General features: G+C 72.3%; 18 protein-coding genes. 8 read left to right on the forward strand and 10 right to left on the reverse strand.

Annotated elements, in window-relative coordinates:
* Nucleotides 1-29: 29 nt before the first annotated feature.
* Genes AB0L00_RS13030 through AB0L00_RS13040 form a run of 3 tightly spaced genes read left to right on the forward strand, consistent with a single transcriptional unit; the run spans nucleotide 30 to nucleotide 3,077 of the window.
* Nucleotides 30-1,181, forward strand: a complete 1,152-nt coding sequence (locus tag AB0L00_RS13030) for a lytic transglycosylase domain-containing protein (RefSeq protein ID WP_364432457.1) — start codon at nucleotides 30-32, stop codon at nucleotides 1,179-1,181.
* 43 nt (nucleotides 1,182-1,224) lie between these two features.
* Nucleotides 1,225-2,208: a ferrochelatase gene (locus AB0L00_RS13035; RefSeq protein ID WP_364432460.1), complete on the forward strand. Its 984-nt coding sequence runs from the start codon at nucleotides 1,225-1,227 to the stop codon at nucleotides 2,206-2,208.
* 59 nt (nucleotides 2,209-2,267) lie between these two features.
* Nucleotides 2,268-3,077: an inositol monophosphatase family protein gene (locus AB0L00_RS13040; RefSeq protein WP_364432463.1), complete on the forward strand. Its 810-nt coding sequence runs from the start codon at nucleotides 2,268-2,270 to the stop codon at nucleotides 3,075-3,077.
* Nucleotides 3,078-3,186: 109 nt separating this feature from the next.
* On the opposite strand, the gene AB0L00_RS13045 is transcribed toward AB0L00_RS13040, so the two are convergent.
* Nucleotides 3,187-3,357 carry a hypothetical protein gene (locus AB0L00_RS13045; RefSeq protein WP_364432465.1) on the reverse strand — a complete coding sequence of 57 codons (171 nt, stop codon included), beginning with the start codon at nucleotides 3,355-3,357 and terminating at the stop codon, nucleotides 3,187-3,189.
* 159 nt (nucleotides 3,358-3,516) lie between these two features.
* Between AB0L00_RS13045 and AB0L00_RS13050 the strand changes: the two genes are divergently transcribed.
* A complete protein-coding gene (locus AB0L00_RS13050) occupies nucleotides 3,517-4,170 on the forward strand; it encodes a response regulator transcription factor (RefSeq protein ID WP_364432467.1) in 654 nt (217 codons plus the stop codon).
* 29 nt (nucleotides 4,171-4,199) lie between these two features.
* Nucleotides 4,200-5,297 carry an ATP-binding protein gene (locus AB0L00_RS13055; RefSeq protein WP_364433239.1) on the forward strand — a complete coding sequence of 366 codons (1,098 nt, stop codon included), beginning with the start codon at nucleotides 4,200-4,202 and terminating at the stop codon, nucleotides 5,295-5,297.
* Between the two features lie 36 nt (nucleotides 5,298-5,333).
* Here the strand turns inward: AB0L00_RS13055 and AB0L00_RS13060 are convergent, their stop codons facing one another.
* The gene (locus tag AB0L00_RS13060) at nucleotides 5,334-8,192 is read right to left on the reverse strand and encodes an ABC transporter substrate-binding protein (protein WP_364432470.1); all 2,859 of its coding nucleotides are present in this window, start codon (nucleotides 8,190-8,192) and stop codon (nucleotides 5,334-5,336) included.
* A 30-nt stretch (nucleotides 8,193-8,222) separates the two neighbouring features.
* Complete coding sequence (locus tag AB0L00_RS13065) at nucleotides 8,223-9,797, reverse strand: protein kinase (RefSeq protein WP_364432473.1); 1,575 nt, start codon at nucleotides 9,795-9,797, stop codon at nucleotides 8,223-8,225.
* Nucleotides 9,798-10,130: 333 nt separating this feature from the next.
* Between AB0L00_RS13065 and AB0L00_RS13070 the strand changes: the two genes are divergently transcribed.
* Complete coding sequence (locus tag AB0L00_RS13070; protein ID WP_329240019.1) at nucleotides 10,131-10,427, forward strand: DUF4193 domain-containing protein; 297 nt, start codon at nucleotides 10,131-10,133, stop codon at nucleotides 10,425-10,427.
* A 71-nt stretch (nucleotides 10,428-10,498) separates the two neighbouring features.
* Nucleotides 10,499-11,245: a hypothetical protein gene (locus tag AB0L00_RS13075; RefSeq protein WP_364433242.1), complete on the forward strand. Its 747-nt coding sequence runs from the start codon at nucleotides 10,499-10,501 to the stop codon at nucleotides 11,243-11,245.
* Nucleotides 11,246-11,411: 166 nt separating this feature from the next.
* Here the strand turns inward: AB0L00_RS13075 and AB0L00_RS13080 are convergent, their stop codons facing one another.
* A complete protein-coding gene (locus AB0L00_RS13080) occupies nucleotides 11,412-11,720 on the reverse strand; it encodes a DUF4235 domain-containing protein (RefSeq protein ID WP_345359050.1) in 309 nt (102 codons plus the stop codon).
* A gap of 119 nt (nucleotides 11,721-11,839) precedes the next feature.
* Between AB0L00_RS13080 and valS the strand changes: the two genes are divergently transcribed.
* Complete coding sequence (gene valS / locus AB0L00_RS13085; protein ID WP_364432475.1) at nucleotides 11,840-14,365, forward strand: valine--tRNA ligase; 2,526 nt, start codon at nucleotides 11,840-11,842, stop codon at nucleotides 14,363-14,365.
* On the opposite strand, the gene AB0L00_RS13090 is transcribed toward valS, so the two are convergent.
* The 6 genes from AB0L00_RS13090 to AB0L00_RS13115 are packed head-to-tail and all read right to left on the reverse strand — an operon-like array spanning nucleotide 14,362 to nucleotide 17,403.
* Entirely contained in the window at nucleotides 14,362-14,916 is a 555-nt protein-coding gene (locus AB0L00_RS13090) for a hypothetical protein (RefSeq protein WP_364432478.1), read from the reverse strand. The genes valS and AB0L00_RS13090 overlap by 4 nt on opposite strands.
* An 18-nt stretch (nucleotides 14,917-14,934) precedes the next feature.
* On the reverse strand, nucleotides 14,935-15,114 hold the full coding sequence (locus AB0L00_RS13095; protein ID WP_364432481.1) for a hypothetical protein: 180 nt from the start codon (nucleotides 15,112-15,114) through the stop codon (nucleotides 14,935-14,937).
* Nucleotides 15,098-15,649 (reverse strand): hypothetical protein, encoded by a 552-nt coding sequence (locus tag AB0L00_RS13100; protein WP_364432483.1) that lies wholly within the window; start codon nucleotides 15,647-15,649, stop codon nucleotides 15,098-15,100. The genes AB0L00_RS13095 and AB0L00_RS13100 overlap by 17 nt, the downstream gene beginning before the upstream one ends.
* 22 nt (nucleotides 15,650-15,671) lie before the next feature.
* The gene (locus tag AB0L00_RS13105; RefSeq protein WP_364432486.1) at nucleotides 15,672-16,211 is read right to left on the reverse strand and encodes a hypothetical protein; all 540 of its coding nucleotides are present in this window, start codon (nucleotides 16,209-16,211) and stop codon (nucleotides 15,672-15,674) included.
* Nucleotides 16,208-16,792: a MauE/DoxX family redox-associated membrane protein gene (locus AB0L00_RS13110; RefSeq protein WP_364432488.1), complete on the reverse strand. Its 585-nt coding sequence runs from the start codon at nucleotides 16,790-16,792 to the stop codon at nucleotides 16,208-16,210. The genes AB0L00_RS13105 and AB0L00_RS13110 overlap by 4 nt, the downstream gene beginning before the upstream one ends.
* Complete coding sequence (locus tag AB0L00_RS13115) at nucleotides 16,792-17,403, reverse strand: hypothetical protein (RefSeq protein ID WP_364432491.1); 612 nt, start codon at nucleotides 17,401-17,403, stop codon at nucleotides 16,792-16,794. The genes AB0L00_RS13110 and AB0L00_RS13115 overlap by 1 nt, the downstream gene beginning before the upstream one ends.
* Nucleotides 17,404-17,424 lie beyond the last annotated feature (21 nt).

Below are 17,424 nucleotides of genomic sequence, written 5' to 3' on the forward strand. Positions count from 1 at the left end.
GATCGTTGGGAGTAGCGATGAGACGTTTCGTGCGCAGAGGACTCCCGGCCGCCGTCGCGGCCATCGCGCTGGCTGCCACCGCGACCGCGGCCAGCGGCGCGGTGTACGTCGTGACCGCCGCGCCGAAGACGACGCCGAAGGACGACGGTGCGGCGGCCTCGGGGCGGAGGGCCACGAACGGGCCCGTCACCACGATCGTGCCGAGCACCGAGCAGCCCGCCGCGCTGAGACGGGTCGTCGACCCGGACTTCCTCGTCGTCGCCGACCGCCCGGTCACCTCGGCGCGGCTGCGCTCGGTCTCCCAGGTCAAGCGCGTACGGGACCTGATCACCGTGGACGCCGGGGCGGTGCAGTTGCAGGGCGGCCGGGTGAACATGTTCGCCGTGGACCCGTCGGCGTTCCGTGCCTGGACCCCGCCCGGCACCGCGAAGAACGACGGGCTGTGGAACGCGCTCGCCCAGGACCGGTTCGTCGTGACGGACGAGGTCCAGCAGCAGTTCGGGCTGCGCGAGTCGATGCAGTATCCGATCATCGGCCGGACGCAGCTGTTCGTCACCATGGGCGGCTCCGGTTCGCTGGGCCTGCCCGGCATCAACGTGCTCGTCGGGCGCGAGATGGGGCGCCGGATCGGGCTGGTCCACGACCTCGCCCTCCTCGTGAACGCGCCCGGCGCCGACCACGCGATGCTCGGCTCGCAACTGCGCAAGCTCGTCGGCGCGCACAGCCAGGTCATCGACCTGCACCAGTCCGCGACCCAGTCCCAGGGGCAGCCGGCGCAGCAGCAGCGGTCGCCGGCCGGGCGCCCCGGCACGTACCTCGCGCTCTACCAGCAGTCGGCCCGCCTCTGCCCGGGCCTGTCGTGGACGGTGCTGGCCGCGATCGGGCAGATCGAGAGCGACCACGGGCGCAACACCGGCCCGTCGAGCGCCGGCGCGCTGGGCCCGATGCAGTTCATGCCGGCCACCTGGCGGACCTACGGCGTCGACGGCGACGGCGACGGCAAGGCCGACATCATGGACCCCTACGACGCGGTCCCGGCCGCGGCGAAGTACCTGTGCGCCAGCGGCGCCGGGCGCGGCGGCAGCGGCCTGTCCCGCGCCATCTGGGCCTACAACCACTCGCAGTCGTACGTGAACAACGTCCTGTCCCTGGCCCAGGCCTACGCCCGCCGCTACTCCTAAGACGCGTGCGGGGCGGTGTCGCGCTGCTGGTTGGATGGTAGGCATGCCGTACGACGCGCTGCTGTTGCTGTCCTTCGGTGGGCCGGAGGGGCCCGAGGACGTCATGCCGTTCCTGGAGAACGTCACGCGGGGCCGGGGAGTCCCGCGGGCCCGCCTCGAGAGTGTGGCCGAGCACTACCACCGCTTCGGCGGCGTCAGCCCGATCAACCGGCACTGCCGCGACCTCAAGGCCGCCATCGAGGCCGATTTCGCCGCGAACGACCTCGACCTGCCGGTCTACTGGGGGAACCGGAACTGGCACCCGTTCCTCGCCGACACGCTGCGGCGGATGAAGGCCGACGGCGTACGCCGGGCGGCGGCGTTCGTGACCTCCGCCTACAGCGGCTACTCCTGCTGCCGGCAGTACCTCGAGGACATCGACCGGGCCCGCGCCGAGGTCGAGGACGCCCCCGAGGTGGACAAGCTCCGGATCTACTACAACCACCCCGGCTTCGTCGAGCCGATGATCGAGAACACCCGGGCCGCCCTCGACCGGCTGCCCGCCGAGCTGCGCGACGACGCGCGCCTGGTCTTCACCGCCCACAGCGTGCCGCTGGCCCAGCCTGGCCGCGAGGACTACGTGGCCGAGCTGAACGACATCTCCGCCCTCGTGGCGGAGGGCCGTCCCTGGGACCTGGTGTACCAGAGCCGCAGCGGTCCGCCCAGCGTGCCGTGGCTGGAGCCGGACGTCCTCGACCATCTGTCCGAGATCCACGCCAAGGGCGTCCGCGCGGCGGTCATCGTGCCGGTCGGGTTCGTCTCCGACCACATGGAGGTCAAGTACGACCTGGACGTCGAGGCGGCCGAGCTCGCCGACCGGCTGGGCCTGCGGATCGAGCGCGCGGCGACGCCCGGCGTCCATCCCCGCTTCGTCGCGATGGTCCGTGAGCTGCTCCTCGAACGCGACGGCACGGAACGCCCCGCGCTGGGGAGTCTCGGTCCGCGCCCGGACTGCTGCGCCGCGGGCCACTGCCGCCGCACGGGCTGACGGCCGGCCGACGCCGGACGCGTACGAGGCCGTACGGGCCTGAATCACGAGGGGGGAACGTGCAAGACCTGCAGGAGCTGCTGGAACTGGCGATCAGCACGGCGGAGGTGGCCGCCGTCATGCTCGTGGACAAGCGACCGGCCGACCTCGGCGTCGCGTACACCAAGAGCAGCTCGACCGACGTCGTCACCGAGATGGACCGGGCGTCCGAGCGGCTGATCGTCGACCGCATCCGGGCCGCCCGGCCGGGCGACGCCTTCCTCGGCGAGGAGGGTGGCGAGACCGGCGGGTCCAGCGGCGTCCGCTGGATCATCGACCCGATCGACGGCACGGTCAACTACCTGTACGACCTGCCCGACTGGGCCGTCAGCATCGCCGCCGAGGTCGACGGTGAGGTCCTGGTCGGCGTCGTCGCCGTGCCGATGCGCGGCGAGCTGTACACCGCCGCCCGCGGCCAGGGCTCCCACCTGGTGTGCGTGGACGGCTCGATCCGGCCGCTGCGGTGCAACACCGGAGTCTCCCTGGACCAGGCCCTGGTCGCCACCGGGTTCGGGTACGCCGCGGAGCTGCGCGCCCGCCAGGCCGAGGCCCTGCTGCGCGTGCTGCCGCGCGTCCGCGACATCCGGCGCGGCGGCTCGGCCGCCGCCGACCTGTGCTCCGTGGCCGCCGGGCGCGTCGACGCCTACTACGAGAGCGGGCCCAAGATCTGGGACTTCGCCGCGGGCGCGTTGATCGTCCAGGAGGCCGGCGGGTCGGTCGGCGGCCTGCACGGCGCCCCGCCGAGCGCGGGCCTCACGATGGCCGCAGCCCCCGACCTGTTCGCTCCGCTGCACGACCTGCTGGACGAGGCCGGCGCCGCGAACGGCTGACGAAGGATCCGGTCGAGGAAGGATCCGTTCGGCGCGTACGCAGAGCCCCGCACCGGATCGGTGCGGGGCCCCCGTACGTTTCAGGTGCGGGCGTCGGCCCGCGGTGTGCTCAGCCGCAGCGCGGAAGGTCGATCCCGTGGTCTGCGGCGGTGCGCCGCAGGTCGTCGATCTCGGCCTGTTGGGCGTCGATCAGGAGATCGTCGCCCGTGTCGCGGGCCGTCCGGAGCGAATCGTACGCATCGGACAGGCGCTGGTGGATCGTGGCCGTCAACTCGCCCACGCGGTCTCCTTTCGATAGGTCGCCAGGCTCCCCTACCCATGCCACTCTTCGCGGTAAACCTGTGAATATCCTGGACGCGGCTTATCGGGCGCTTACGCGCGCTGTGACATAACTGAACCTGCCGGTCCAGCGCGTGGCCTTCCAGGGGGTGGAAACAGGGTGAGAGTCCTGGTCGTCGAGGACGAGCGCGTACTCGCCGACACCATCGCCACCGGGCTGCGGCGCGAGGCGATGGCCGTCGACGTCGCGTACGACGGCGCCAGCGCGCTGGAGCGGACCAGCGTCAACGACTACGACGTGGTCGTGCTGGACCGCGATCTACCGCGGGTCCACGGCGACGAGGTCTGCCGGAGCCTCGTCGCCGACGGGGCCACGGTACGGGTCCTCATGCTGACCGCGGCGGGTGAGCTGGAGGACAAGGTCGAGGGCCTGTCGATCGGAGCCGACGACTACCTGGCCAAGCCGTTCGCGTTCGCCGAGTTGATCGCCCGGATCCGCGCACTGGGCCGACGTTCCGCGCCGCCGCTGCCGCCCGTGCTCGAGCGCGCCGGCGTGCGGCTGGATCCCGCGCGCCGCGCCGTCACCCGGGACGGCCGCCCGGTCGACCTGACGCCCAAGGAGTTCGCCGTCCTCGAGGTGCTGATGCGCGCCCAGGGCACCGTCGTCAGCGCCGAGCACCTGCTGGAGAAGGCGTGGGACGAGAACATCGATCCGTTCACCAACGTGGTGCGGGTGACCATGATGACGCTTCGCAAGAAACTCGGTGAACCGCAGGCCATCGAGACGGTCCCGGGCGCGGGGTACCGTCTTTGATCCCTTCGCCCGGCTCGCTGCCGCGCCGCATGACGGTGCGGCTGCGGCTCACGCTCCTGTACGGCGGGCTGTTCTTCGCCGCGGGGTTCCTGCTGCTGACGGTCGCGTACGTCCTGGTCACCAACATCCTGGAGAACCTGCCGTTCGCCGTGCAGCCCGCCGAGCCGGGCGGCATCACCCAGCAGCAGGCCAGCGCCATCCGGCGGGCCTTCATCGACGGGGTGCAGCACCGGCTGATCGTGCAGTCGGCGTTCGCCCTGCTCGGAGTCGGGCTGATCGCGCTGGCACTCGGCTGGTTCGTCGCCGACCGGGCGCTCGCGCCGCTGCAGAAGGTCACGGTCACCGCGCGCAAGCTCTCCGAGAGCACCCTGCACCAGCGGATCGCCCTGCAGGGCCCTGAGGACGAGATCAAGGAGCTGGCCGACACGTTCGACGCCATGCTCGACCGGCTCAGCCAGGCGTTCGACACGCAGCGGCGGTTCGTCAGCAACGCCTCGCACGAGCTGCGCACGCCGCTCGCCATCAATCGGACCCTCCTGGAGGTCGCGGTCACCGACCCCGAGGCGTCGGAGGACATGAAGACGGTCGGCAAGACCCTCCTGGCGAACAACGCCCGCCACGAACGCCTGATCGAGGGACTGCTCCTCCTGGCCCGCAGCGAGCGTGAACTGACGACCCGCACGGCCGTGGACCTGGGCGAGGTCGCCTCCACGGTGCTCAAGACGGCGGTCCGGACGGACCGGCCGGACATCGACGTCAAGCCGGAGCTCACCGAGGCGCCGACGGTGGGGGACCCGGTGCTGCTCGAGCACCTCGTGTCGAACCTCGTCGACAACGCGATCCGCCACAACGTCGACGACGGGATGGTCGTCGTCCGCACCGGCGTCCTGGACGGGTGGGCCACCTGCCAGGTGGAGAACACCGGCCCGGTGGTGCCCGCCTACGAGGTGCAGAGCCTGTTCGAGCCGTTCCGGCGGCTCAACACCGACCGGATCGAGTCGTCCAAGGGCGCGGGCCTGGGCCTGTCCATCGTGCGGTCGGTGGTCGGCGCGCACGGCGGGACGGTGATCGCCACGCCGCGCGAGGACGGCGGCCTGATCGTGACCGTACGGCTGCCGCTCGCCTGACCGAGGCCCACCGGCGGGCGGCCCCGGCCGGCGCTCTCACTTGTGCGCGGTCGTGGTGAGCACCGGGAAGCCGGTGTAGTCCAGGTCCATGCCGACGAAGGACGCGGTGTTCGCGACCCGGAACGTCGCGTTGGAGTACAGCGGGATGTAGGCCATGTCGTCGAGCGCGATCTTCTCCGCCGCCTGGAGCCGCTGGGCGCGCTGGGTCGAGTCGGAGGTGGCGCGGGCGCTGTTCAGCGCGGTGTCGAAGGCGGGGTTGCTGTAGCGCGCGTAGTTGGTCCCGGTGGTGGAGCCGTCGCTCTTGCGCTGGATGTTGTCACCGGCCAGCAGGGCGTCGAGCACGCTCTCGGCCGAGGGATAGTCGGCGGCCCAGGACAGCCGGTACAGGCCCTGCGGGTTCTTGCCGGCCATGTCCTTGTAGAACTCGGCGGTCGGCAGGGTCCGCAACTGGACGTTCCAGCCCAGCGCCGTCTTCAACTGGCTCTGCACCAGCGTCGCGAGCTGCAGGTAGGTGGCCTGGTTCGCGACGGTGAGGGTCACCTTGGCGCCTGAGCCGAGCCCGGCCGCGTCGGCCATGGACTTGGCCTTCCCGATGTCGGTCGTGCAGGCGGTGCAGCCGCCCACGTCGGCGCCGGGGACCGCGGGCGGCACCAGGGAGGTCGCCGGGGTGTAGCCCTGGCCCAGCGCGGCGGCGAGGGCCTTCCGGTCCAGGGCGTAGGAGACGGCGAGCCGCGCCTCCTTGGACTTCATCGGCCCCTGGTCCGTGAGCGGCATCAGGTACGTCATGGTGGTCGAGGCGACCTGGATCAGCTTGTGGTCCGCGGTGTGCCGGGCGCGGGCGCTGTTCACCGTGGTCCCCTCGACCTCGGCCCAGTCGTACTGCCCGGCGTCGAAGCCCGTCAGTGCCTGGTTGAGGTCGGAGACGAAAGTGACGTCGACCGTGTCGAGTTTGGGCCTGGCCAGGGTGTAGCCCTCGTTGCGGACGAGGCTCAGCCGCTGGTTGGGGGTGTACTGGCTCACCCGGAACGGGCCGTTGCCGACGGGGTTGTTGTTGAAGGCGGTGTTCGTCGGCTCCCCGGCGGCCGCCGGGACCGGCGCGAACGGCGGGGTGGCGACCCGCATGGCGAAGTCGCAGTCGGCCTTGGTCAGGGTCACCCGGAGCGTCCCGGCGCCCTCCGCCACGACGCCCTGCATCGTCTTGCTCCGGCCCGCGACGACGTCCGGGTACCCCTTGATCTCGGTCATGAGGTAGCCCATGCCCGTGCCGCGGGCGGCGCGGTTCCAGCCGCGGACGAAGGCGGCGGCGTCGACGGGGCTCCCGTCGGTGAAGGTGGTGCCCTGCTTGATCGTGAAGTCCCACTCGGTGCAGCCGGTGTTCGGCGTCATCTTCGTGGCGAGCGCCTGGGCGACGGAGCCGTTGGGCCGGATCGTGGTCAGACCGGTGAAGAGGTTCTCGGCGGCGAACACGTCGGAGGTGAGCACGGCGTTGGACGGGTCGATGGCCCCCGGGGCGTACATCGCCATCCGGAAGCCGCCGCCGAACCGGCCCGCCAGGGCGTCCGTCGGGCCGGGGCGCGGGTTCGAGCGGTGGTGGGGCAGGAGCTGGACCGCCGCCACCGCGCTCGTCGCGATCAGCACGACCGCGCCCGCGGCGACGGCCGCGACGACGCCGGGCCGGGTGCGCCGCCGGGCGGGCGTCGTCGGCGGGTCCCCGGCGGGCCCGTACGGGCCGTACGGCGCCGTCGGGCCGTACGGGCCGGGTGGCGCCGTGTCGGGCCCGCGGCCGTACGGCGGCGTGTCGCCCGGGTAGGGACCGGCCGGCCGGTCGGTGCCATAGGGGCCCGGCGGTGGGGTGTCGCCCGCCAGGGCGTAGGGGCCGGGCGGCGGGGTGTCGCTCAGCGGGGCGTAGGGGCCCGGTGGCGGGGTGTCGCCCGCCGGGGCGTAGGGGCCGGGCGGCGGGGTGTCGCTCGGCGGGGCGTACGGCCCCGGGGACGCCCAGCCGCCGGACGGCGCCCCTTCGGCCGCGACCTGCGCGCCCTCCTGCAGAATCGTGGTGGGCGCGGGCGCACCGGCGCCCGGCAGGACCACGCCCTCGTGGCTGAGCAGGCGCAGCAGGACCTGCTGGGCGGTGGGCCGCCGCGCGGGGTCCTTCACCAGGCAGGCCGTGACGATCTCCCGGAGCGGCCCGGTCAGCATCCCGAGGTACGGCTCCTGGTTCAGGATGCGGTTCATCACGGCGGGGATGGAGTCCTGGCCGAACGGCGGCGAGCCCGTCGCGGCGAACACCATCGCGGCGGCCCACGCGAACACGTCCGTCGCCGGGCCGACGACGTGCCCGGAGATCTGCTCGGGCGACATGTACGACGGCGTGCCCACCGCCGTGCTCGACAGGGTGCCGGTGGCGTCCAGGGCTCGGGCGATGCCGAAGTCGATCACCCGTGGGCCGTCGGTGGCGAGCAGGACGTTCGACGGCTTGAAATCACGGTGGACGATCCCGGCCTCGTGGATCGCCGCCAGCGCGGTGACCGTGCCGATGGCCAGGCGTTGAAGTGAAGCGCCCCAGCGGGGCCCCTCGGCGTCGACGACCTGGCGCAGCGACGGACCGTCGATGTACTCGCTGACGAGGTAGGGCGTGTCGCCCTCGACGTCGGCGTCGAGGATCTGGGCCGTGCAGAACGGCGCCACGCGCTTGGCGCTGGCCAGCTCCCCGGCGAACCGGGCCCGTACCTTCGTGTCCCCGCTGAACTGCGCGTGCAGGAGCTTGACCGCGACCTGCCGGCCGTCCGGCGCCTCGCCGAGGTAGACGACCCCCTGGCCGCCCTCGCCGAGGCGGCCGGCCAGGCCGTAGGCGCCCACGCGTTCCGGATCACCGGCTCGTAGCGGGCTTCCGGGCATGGGCGTCCTCCCTCGGACGGGTTCGGGGGCCTACTGCTTGGTGAGGGTGCCGCTGGCGAGCGGAGCGCCGCCGGCGGTCTGGCTCATCTGCCAGGTCATCGACGAGCCGCTCAGGGTCAGAGTCACGGACGAGGGGGACAGGCACTGGTTGGTCCCGAACGACGTGAGGGTCTGCTGGAACGTCACCTGCTTGCCGTCGTCGGAGATCTGCGGGTTGTCGAGGCTGCCGGAGCAGGTCTCGTACCGGACGTTGCCCGATTTGATGAGGCGGTAGAGCGTGAGGTCGATCTCGTGCGACTGGCTGGTGCCGAAGGCCACGTTGCTCGTCGGTATGCCCTTGCCGCCCCAGCTCCCCTCGAAGCCCGACGGCAACTGGTCCTTGTTGACCTTGTTCCACAGGCCCGCCCCGATGGCGATCGGCAGGCCGATCGCCAGCAGCAGCACGACGACGCAGCCGAGGCCGACGAAGAGCGGGGCGTTACTGCTCTTCTTCTGGGGACGCGGCGGGGCGTACGGCGCCCCCTGCGGGTGCGTCGGCCGGCCCTGCCCCTGCCAGGGCGGGGGCGTCTGGGGTCCCGGACGCATCATCGGGTTCGGCGTCGCCGGGCCCGGGTGCATCATCGGGGGCGGCGTGGACGGGCCGGGACGCATCGGCGGCGGGGTCGGGGGGCCCGGGTGCATCATCGGCGGCGGGGTCGTGATCGGCGGAGGCGGCGGCAGCTGCGCGGCGATCTGGGTGCCCTTGTCGAGCAGGTCGTTCCGGTCGGCCGCCGGACCGGGAGCCGCGCCGACCTGGCCCAGCAGCCGCAGCAGGAGCTGGTGCGCGGCGGGGCGGCGGCGTGCATTCTTGTCCAGGGCGGCGGCGACCAGCTCGCGCATCGTGCCGTGCAGCCGGGACAGGTCCGGCTCCTCGTTGAGGATCCGGTTGATGATGATCGGGAGCGTCTCGGCCTCGAACGGCGACCGCCCGGTCGCCGCGAAGACCATGGTGGCGCCCCACGCGAAGATGTCCACGGACGGCATCAGCGGCTCACCGGTGAGCTGCTCCGGGGCGAGATACCCGGGCGTGCCGACCACCATGCCGGTCGCCGTCACCGAACTCTGCTGGGAGTCCACGGACCGGGCGATGCCGAAGTCGACCACGCGCGGGCCGTCGGACGCCAGGAGAACGTTGTTCGGTTTGAAATCGCGGTGGACGATGCCGGCCTCGTGAATGGCCGCGAGCGCGGTCGCCGTGCCGATCGCCAGGCGCTCGAGCGCCGCCCCCTCGAAAGGGCCCTCCTGAAGGACCACGTCGTACAGCGGCGGGCCGTCGATGAACTCACTGATGATGTAGGGCGGCCGGCCGTTCAGGTCGTAGTCCAGGACCCGCGCGGTGCAGAACGCCGAGACCTTCTGCGCCGCCTCGGCCTCGCGCGCGAACCGCGTCCGGGCAGAGGAGTCGGAGTTCATCTGCTCGTGCAGCAGCTTGATCGCCACTGGGTCCCCCGACGGGGACCGACCGAGGAAGACCGCGCCCTGGCCGCCCTCTCCGAGCCTTCCGACTACCTGGTATTGCCCCAGCGCGGCCGGATCGCCCGGCTCCAGGGGAGCGGCATCCGGCATGTGTGACCCCTTCCCGCAACCCTTATCCTGTGCACCCGCCAGGTCCGTACAGGCGGGAAACCATATCGCGTTACCTGTGACGTTCGCCGTCATCATCCGGTTCACGGCGGAGGGCTGTCACCGCTTCGCCATGGGCTGTGTGATTTACGCCACATCGGACATCTCGGAAGCGCGGTGAGAGGAGTCACGGAGTGATACGACGCGCCTTGCGTGTTCGGGGTCAAATCCCGTGACAGAATTTCCCGCCCGGATCGGGCACAAGATGAGCCTCCCGAGCGTTAGACCCGCGCGACGGGGCGCATAACTAAGGACCGAGGGGGATGGAGACAGAAGATGGCCACCGACTACGACAGCCCACGCAAGACTGATGATGACCTCAACGAGGACAGCCTGCAGGAGCTGCAGGCGCGCCGGGCGGACAAGAGCACGGGTGTCATCGACGAGGACCTGGACGCCGGTGAGGTGACCGAGCTGCCGGGTGCGGACCTGTCGAACGAGGAGCTGAGCCTCCGCGTTCTGCCGCGCCAGGCGGACGAGTTCACCTGCGCCCGCTGCTTCCTCGTGCACCACCGCAGCCAGCTGGCAGAGGAGAAGAACGGTCAGCTGATCTGCCGCGAGTGCGCCGCCTGACGCCGGGTTCACCCGTGTCCGAGGGAGAGCTCGCCCGTAGGGAAGACGGTGACGACCGGCTCGGCCAGGAGATGGCGGAGCTGGTCGGCCGATTGTCCGACGATGAGATCGATAACGGGACCCGCGGTCGCCTGCTCGGCCGGCTCGCCCGCCTGCTGGCGGCGAGAGCGCGCCGGGCGCGCGCCGCGGGTCTCGCGCGCGGACGCTGGCTGACGGACGTCGTCGCGGAGATCGGCCCGCACATCCCCGTCCGTGACCTGCAGACCCTCCGAGCCCACCACCAGGGCCTCACCGGGGAGCGGCTGGCCGACTCCCTCGTGCGCGCCGCGCAGCGCGCCACGACCGCGGTCGGCGCCACCGGAGGCGCGCTGGCGGCGGTGGAGTTCGTCACACCGCCGCTTCTGCTGTCCGCGCCCGCCCAGATCGTGGCGGAGACCGTCGCGGTCGCCGCGATCGAGGTCAAGCTGATCGCCGAACTGCACGAGGTCTACGGCGTGCAGGTGCCCGGCAGCGGTACGGCCCGGGGCGCGATCTTCCTGCAGCTCTGGGCCCAGCAGCGGGGTTTCGACCCGATGCAGCCCGGCAGCGTCGCCGCCGTGCTCGGCCTGGCGGCCAGAACCGGCCTGCGCAAGCGCCTCATGCGCACACTCGGCCGGCACCTGACCACGATGGGCCCCTTCCTGACCGGCGCCGTCGCCGGCGGCACCCTCAACCGCACGGCCACCAAGCGGCTGGCCGACATCGTGCGCAAGGACCTCCGCCGCGCCATCGGCGCCCCCGCGCCCCGGCCGGGCACTGACGAAGACCCGGCTGCCTGATCCGCCGCCAGTCCCCCTCCTCGTCGACATCCCCCGGCGGCGCCCCGACCACCCGGTCGTCCATGCGACGGCCGTCGCCGCACTTCGGCGCGGCGCGTGGCGGATCGAGTCACCGGATGAGAACGGCGCCCCCGGTCGGTCCGTGGGGCGCCGGGCACGACCTCGCTCAGGCGACGCTCTTGGCCTTGTCGACCGCCGTGCGCAGCGCGGCGGGCAGCTCGCCCGTGCTCTTGTGCCAGCGGTTCGCGGCGGCGCGGGTGGCCAGCAGCCGCGCGACCTCCATGCCGACGCCCATGACGACGGCCCAGGCGATCGCCTCCTTCAGCTCGACCTCCGGCGACTCCGGGTTGGTCGGCGGCTCCTTGCCGATGGCCCGCTTCCACCCGAACGTGATCGCCTTCCGGGCCGCGAACCCGGCGCCGAAGGCCGCCGCGCCGGCCACCAGCCGCCAGCCCAGCTCTCCCTTGTCCGGCATGCGTTCTCCCTCTCCCGCGTTACCAGTGTGATTTCCGGTTCTGTCGATGTTCCGACCCTCTCACAGGCGATCACCTGACGAGGCCCGACTCCGCCGTCGTCGCCAATACCATGGGCGCCATGACAGACAAGCCACGCCCGCCGGAGAAGCCCACCCTCGACGGTCTCGAGGAGAAATGGGCCGTACTCTGGGACGAGCGCGGCACCTACCGCTTCGACCGGTCGAAGGCGCGCTCGGAGATCTACTCGATCGACACGCCGCCGCCCACCGTCAGCGGCTCCCTGCACGTCGGTCACGTCTTCTCCTACACACATACCGACACGATCGCCCGTTTCCAGCGGATGCGCGGCCGCGAGGTCTTCTACCCGATCGGCTGGGACGACAACGGCCTGCCCACCGAGCGCCGGGTGCAGAACTACTTCGGCGTCCGATGTGACCCGTCCCTGCCCTACGACCCGGCGTTCGAACCTCCGGACAAGCCCGGCCGGCAGATCCCGGTGTCCCGGCGCAACTTCGTCGAGCTGTGCGACCGGCTGACCCGGATCGACGAGAAGGCCTTCGAAGACGTCTGGCGCCGCGTCGGGCTGTCGGTGGACTGGTCCCTGCTCTACACGACGATCGGCGCGCCCGCCCGCGCCGCCGCCCAGCGGGCGTTCCTGCGCAACCTGGCACGTGGCGAGGCGTACGTCTCCGAGGCCCCGACCCTGTGGGACGTCACGTTCCGCACCGCGGTCGCCCAGGCCGAGCTGGAGGACCGCGAGCAGCCCGGCGCGTTCCACCGGATCCGCTTCCACGGTTCCGCCGGGCGTCCGGTGTACATCGAGACGACCCGGCCGGAGCTGCTGCCCGCCTGCGTCGCGCTGGTGGCCCACCCGGACGACGAGCGCTACCGCGAGCTGTTCGGCACCACGGCGCGGACGCCGCTGTTCGGCGTCGAGGTGCCGATCGTCGCGCACCGCCTCGCCGAGCCGGACAAGGGGTCCGGCATCGCGATGATCTGCACGTTCGGCGACCTGACCGACGTGACGTGGTGGCGGGAGCTGCACCTCCCGACGCGCGCGATCATCGACTGGAACGGCCGGATCCTGCCCGACCCGCCGGCCGGCGTCGCCCCGGAGCCGTACGCCGAGCTGGCCGGGCTGACCGCGCACTCGGCCCGCGAGCGCGTCGTCGAGCTGCTGCGCGCGTCCGGCGACCTCGACGGCGAGCCGCGGCCCCTCACCCGCCCGGTGAAGTTCTACGAGAAGGGCAGCAAGCCGCTCGAGATCGTCACCACCCGCCAGTGGTACATCCGCAACGGCGGGCGCGACCCGGAGCTGCGCGACCGGCTGCTGGCCCGCGGCGCCGAGCTGACCTGGCACCCGCCGTACATGAAGGGGCGGTACGACAACTGGGTCGAGGGGCTGGCCGGCGACTGGCTGATCTCCCGGCAGCGGTTCTTCGGCGTGCCGATCCCGGTCTGGTACCCCCTGGACGGCGACGGCGAGCCGATCTACGACCGGCCGATCACGCCGCCGGAGGACGCGCTGCCGGTCGACCCCTCCTCCGACGCCCCTCCGGGCCGCACCGAGGACCAGCGCGGCAAGCCGCACGGCTTCATGGCCGACCCGGACGTCATGGACACCTGGGCGACCTCCTCGCTGACGCCGCAGCTCGCCGGCGGCTGGGAGCGGGACCCGGACCTCTTCGGCCGGGTCTTCCCGTACGACCTGCGGCCCCAGGGGCACGACATCATCCGCACCTGGCTGTTCTCCACCGTCGTGCGGGCGCACCTGGAGCACGGCTCGCTGCCCTGGACCGGCACCGCGCTGTCCGGCTGGATCCTCGACCCGGACCGCAAGAAGATGTCCAAGTCCAAGGGCAACGTCGTCACGCCGATGGACCTGCTCGTCCAGCACGGCGCCGACGCGGTGCGCTACTGGGCCGCGAACGGCCGGCTCGGCACGGACACGGCGTTCGACACGGGGCAGATCAAGATCGGCCGCCGGCTCGCCATCAAGATCCTCAACGCCTCGAAGTTCGTGCTCGGCCTCGGCGACGTCCCGCCCGGCGCGTCCGTGACGGAGCCGCTGGACCTGGCGATGCTGGCGACGCTGGCCGAGACCGTCCGCGAGGCCACGGCCGCCTTCGAGGCGTACGACTACACGCGTGCCCTCGAGCGCACCGAACGCTTCTTCTGGGACCTGTGCGACGACTACCTGGAGCTGGTCAAGGCCCGCGCCTACGGCGGGCCGGACGGCGAACCAGGCCAGGGGGCGGTCTCCGCCCGGGCGGCGCTGCGCGAGGCGCTGTCGGTGGTCCTGCGGCTGTTCGCGCCGATCCTGCCTTACGTCACCGAAGAGGTCTGGTCGTGGTGGCGGGACGGCTCCGTGCACCGGGCCGCCTGGCCGATCGCCGACGCCCCGGCGGGCGGTGACGCGGCGGTCCTCACCGCCACCTCCGACGTCCTCCGGCAGGTCCGCAAGGCCAAGTCGACCGCGAAGGTCTCGATGCGTGCCGACGTCGAGCGGGCGGTGGTCCGCGGCGCGGACGTCGCCCGCCTCGCCGTGGCCGACCTGCGGGCCGCCGGCCGGATCGCCGACCTGGCGCTCGACCCGGCGTCCCAGGAGGAGGGCTTCACCGTCGACGTGACGCTGGCGCCCTAGCCGTAGAGCAGGGCGAGCGCGAGCAGGACGGCGACGCCGATCGCGTTGGTCAGGATCGGCATCCGTGTGACGCGGCGGTCGTCCCACTCGTCGTGCCGGCTGGCGTACCGGGCGGTCGCGGTGACCGCCCGGCCGACGCCGAAGCCGGTGCCGGCCAGGATCGTCGCGAGCGGCCCCTGGTGCGCCAGCACGAGCCCGAGCGCGACGACGTACGGCGCGCTCGCCGAGACGTACGTGCGCACCCCGGTGCCCAGTTCGAAGCCGAACTGCAGCGAACCGCGCCGGATCCGGCTCTGCAGCACCTCGCGTGGGATCTGCCGGGCGTTCTGGGGGAGCGGCACGCGGATCCAGCCGGCCTCGCGCGCCACGCCCGCCACCGCGATCACCAAGATCGCCCCGATCCGCACGGCCCGGGGCAGCGGCGCCGCGAGACCGGACAGCAGCCACAGCACGGTGGCGCTGAGCGTGCCCCCGAGGAGCAGCCCGAGGGAGAAGACGGTCAGGACCTCGCCCTGCCGTACGTGAGCCCGCCAACCTGGCGAGAACAGCACGAAGTCGCTGTTACGCGTTCAAACCGAGCCGGACAGCGAGTATCCGGCCAGCGCCCCGACCGACGCCCAGCACAGCACGGTCCGCTGCGCGGCCGCCGCCGCGACGGCCAGCAGGGCCAGCGCGACGAACGGCAGCAGCGGCTCGGTCAGCCCCCGGCGCAGCCGGCCGGCCGGCCGCGTCTCACTTGGCGCAGGCAAGGGCCCACCGGCAGACGGTCTTGTACCAGTGCCCCGCCGCGCTCTTCTTCCAGCCGTCGTGGCAGCGCCAGGTCACCGACTTGGTGCAACTGCCGCACTTATGGGCGTACGCCCAGATCCAGCCGTCGTACTTGCCCGCGTAGCACTGGTTGGGACGGAGCTTGAACCGCCCCGGATCGGAGACCCCGGAGCGGTGGTACCCCGTGTACTTGCCGCTCGTCCGGCAGGCGCTGGACAGCACGGTGCTCGGCCCGCAGCCAGGGGAGCAGTCGAACGGCGCGGCGTACGCCGGGCACGTGCCGTAGATGTCGTAGTAGCCCGGCGTCAGGGTGTAGCCGGCGGCGAGGGCCTTGCGCGCGGGGGCGAAGACCCCGAGCGCGGACAGGCCGACGGTGGTGCCGGCGGCCAGCGCGCCGCCCAGCATGGACCGGCGCGCCACCCCCTCGGCCGTCGCGTGCGGGATCCGCCGGGCGGCCCGCCGGGCGCCCTCGGGCCGCGGGCCGCTCAGCATGGGAATGTCGTCGAGTTCGAGCATCGGGCATCCTCCCCGTTCTCTCTCACACGGTCGCCGTGTCCGCGTCGGTGATCGGCGGCACGGGCGTACCTGCTTCCACGACCCGGCCGCCGGCCTGCACGATCAGCCCGTGCAGCGCGCGCACCGAGCCGACCGGCTCGGCCGTCCGGATCCGCCCGTCCGAGCCGACGAGCACGGCGTACGGCGTGGCCGGGACCTGGTACTCCTGGAACAGCTCGCCCTGATCCGCCAGGACGACCATGTTGTCCGGCGGGGTCACGTCGAGGGCGTCGTCGAAGAACAGCGCGCGGATCGGCGGTGCCTCGGTCTGGCCCAGCGCGTCCTCGAAGACGTCGTGGCAGGCCGGGCACTCCGCGCCGAGGAACAACAGCAGCGTCGGGCGGCCCGGCTCGGGCGCGAGCCGGGCCAGACCCGGTGCGGTCATGCCCGTGGTCAGGCCGTCGTCGGGCGTGCGGGGCCCCTTGGTCAGGTGGTGTACCTGGCGGACCAGCCCGGCCACCACGAGGGCGAGCAGGAGGATGGCCACCCAGGTCACCAGCAGGGCCGTGGTCTCGAAGGTCATCCCGCGACGCTCCTTTCGGGGTCGGCCATGGCCGTCGGCAGCGACCACAGCAGCACCGCGAACGTTACGGACGACAGGCCAACGAGCGCCACATGCACTCCGTGCGAGGCGATGGCCGAACCGGCGCCGGCCGACGCGGTCACCGACGCCAGTGCGAGCGCCGCGGCCCGCCCGGCCACCCAGCCGCTCATGGGGGTGTCGTCGGCCGAGCAGCCGCACGGCACGGCCCGGTTCTCCGCACCCGCCACGCGGTCGCCGTGTCGTCCCCGCCCGCTCGGCCGGGTGCGCAGGACGTACAGCCCGTACAGCGCGTAGGCCACGAACAGCAGGGCGCTGCCGGTCGCGCCGAGCGTCAGCGCCCGGGGCCGTCCGGCCAGCAGCGCGTACCCGGTGACCGCCCCGAGAACGCCCTCCAGCGCGCCGACCGCGACGGCCACCGGCCAGATCAGCGGGGCGGGAACCGTGCGATGCGCGGTCAGGGCGGCGGGCAGGACACGCGGATGCAGCAGATGGCCCGCGAAGCCCGCGAGCAGGATCAACGCCACCGTCCCGGCCGACACACCGGTCAGCATCGCCGCCATCAGGCGACGGTCTCGACGCGCAGCCCGCCGATCCGGTTCGCCACCGCGGCGGCCTGGCGGGACTCGTGCGGCAGCACGGTGACCATGGCGGACGACGTGGCGAGCAGGAAGTACGTCGTGTCGTCGTCGAGCGTGTCGCGGAACAACTCCCCGCTGTGCACCTGCGCGCCCGACCACGCCGGGAGCCTCCGCGCGGTCGTCTTGGTGAGCGCGGTGATCTCGAGCAGGCCGATCCCCGGGATCTCCTTGGCCACGTCGGCCGGCTCGGCGATGCCCGCCCGCTTGGGATTCCGGGAGGCGACCGTGATGCCGTCCTGATGCTCGGTGACCCGCAGAAGCTGGAAAAGGCGCACGGCGTCGGCTGCCTTGGCGCTGTACATGGGGACGAACAGTGAATAATTCCGACCCTGCCACATCACGGCGAGGAGATGGTCTTCCAGAGCGACGCGTTGGTCATAATGGGTCACCCGTGTCGTGCGAAGTGCGCCGCCCTGAACCGAGAATTCATCGTCGAAGTGGCGAATGCCGAGATCCTCGGCCCACGCGGACGCCGCCTGGTGGTCGCCGGAGGTCAGCTCGTAGATCCTCCCGTCCACGGCGTACCGCGTCACGGAGGTGAAAGGAAGAGTAAG

The sequence above is a fragment of the Actinoallomurus sp. NPDC052308 genome, from assembly GCF_040679195.1.
Lineage (GTDB): Bacteria > Actinomycetota > Actinomycetes > Streptosporangiales > Streptosporangiaceae > Actinoallomurus > Actinoallomurus liliacearum.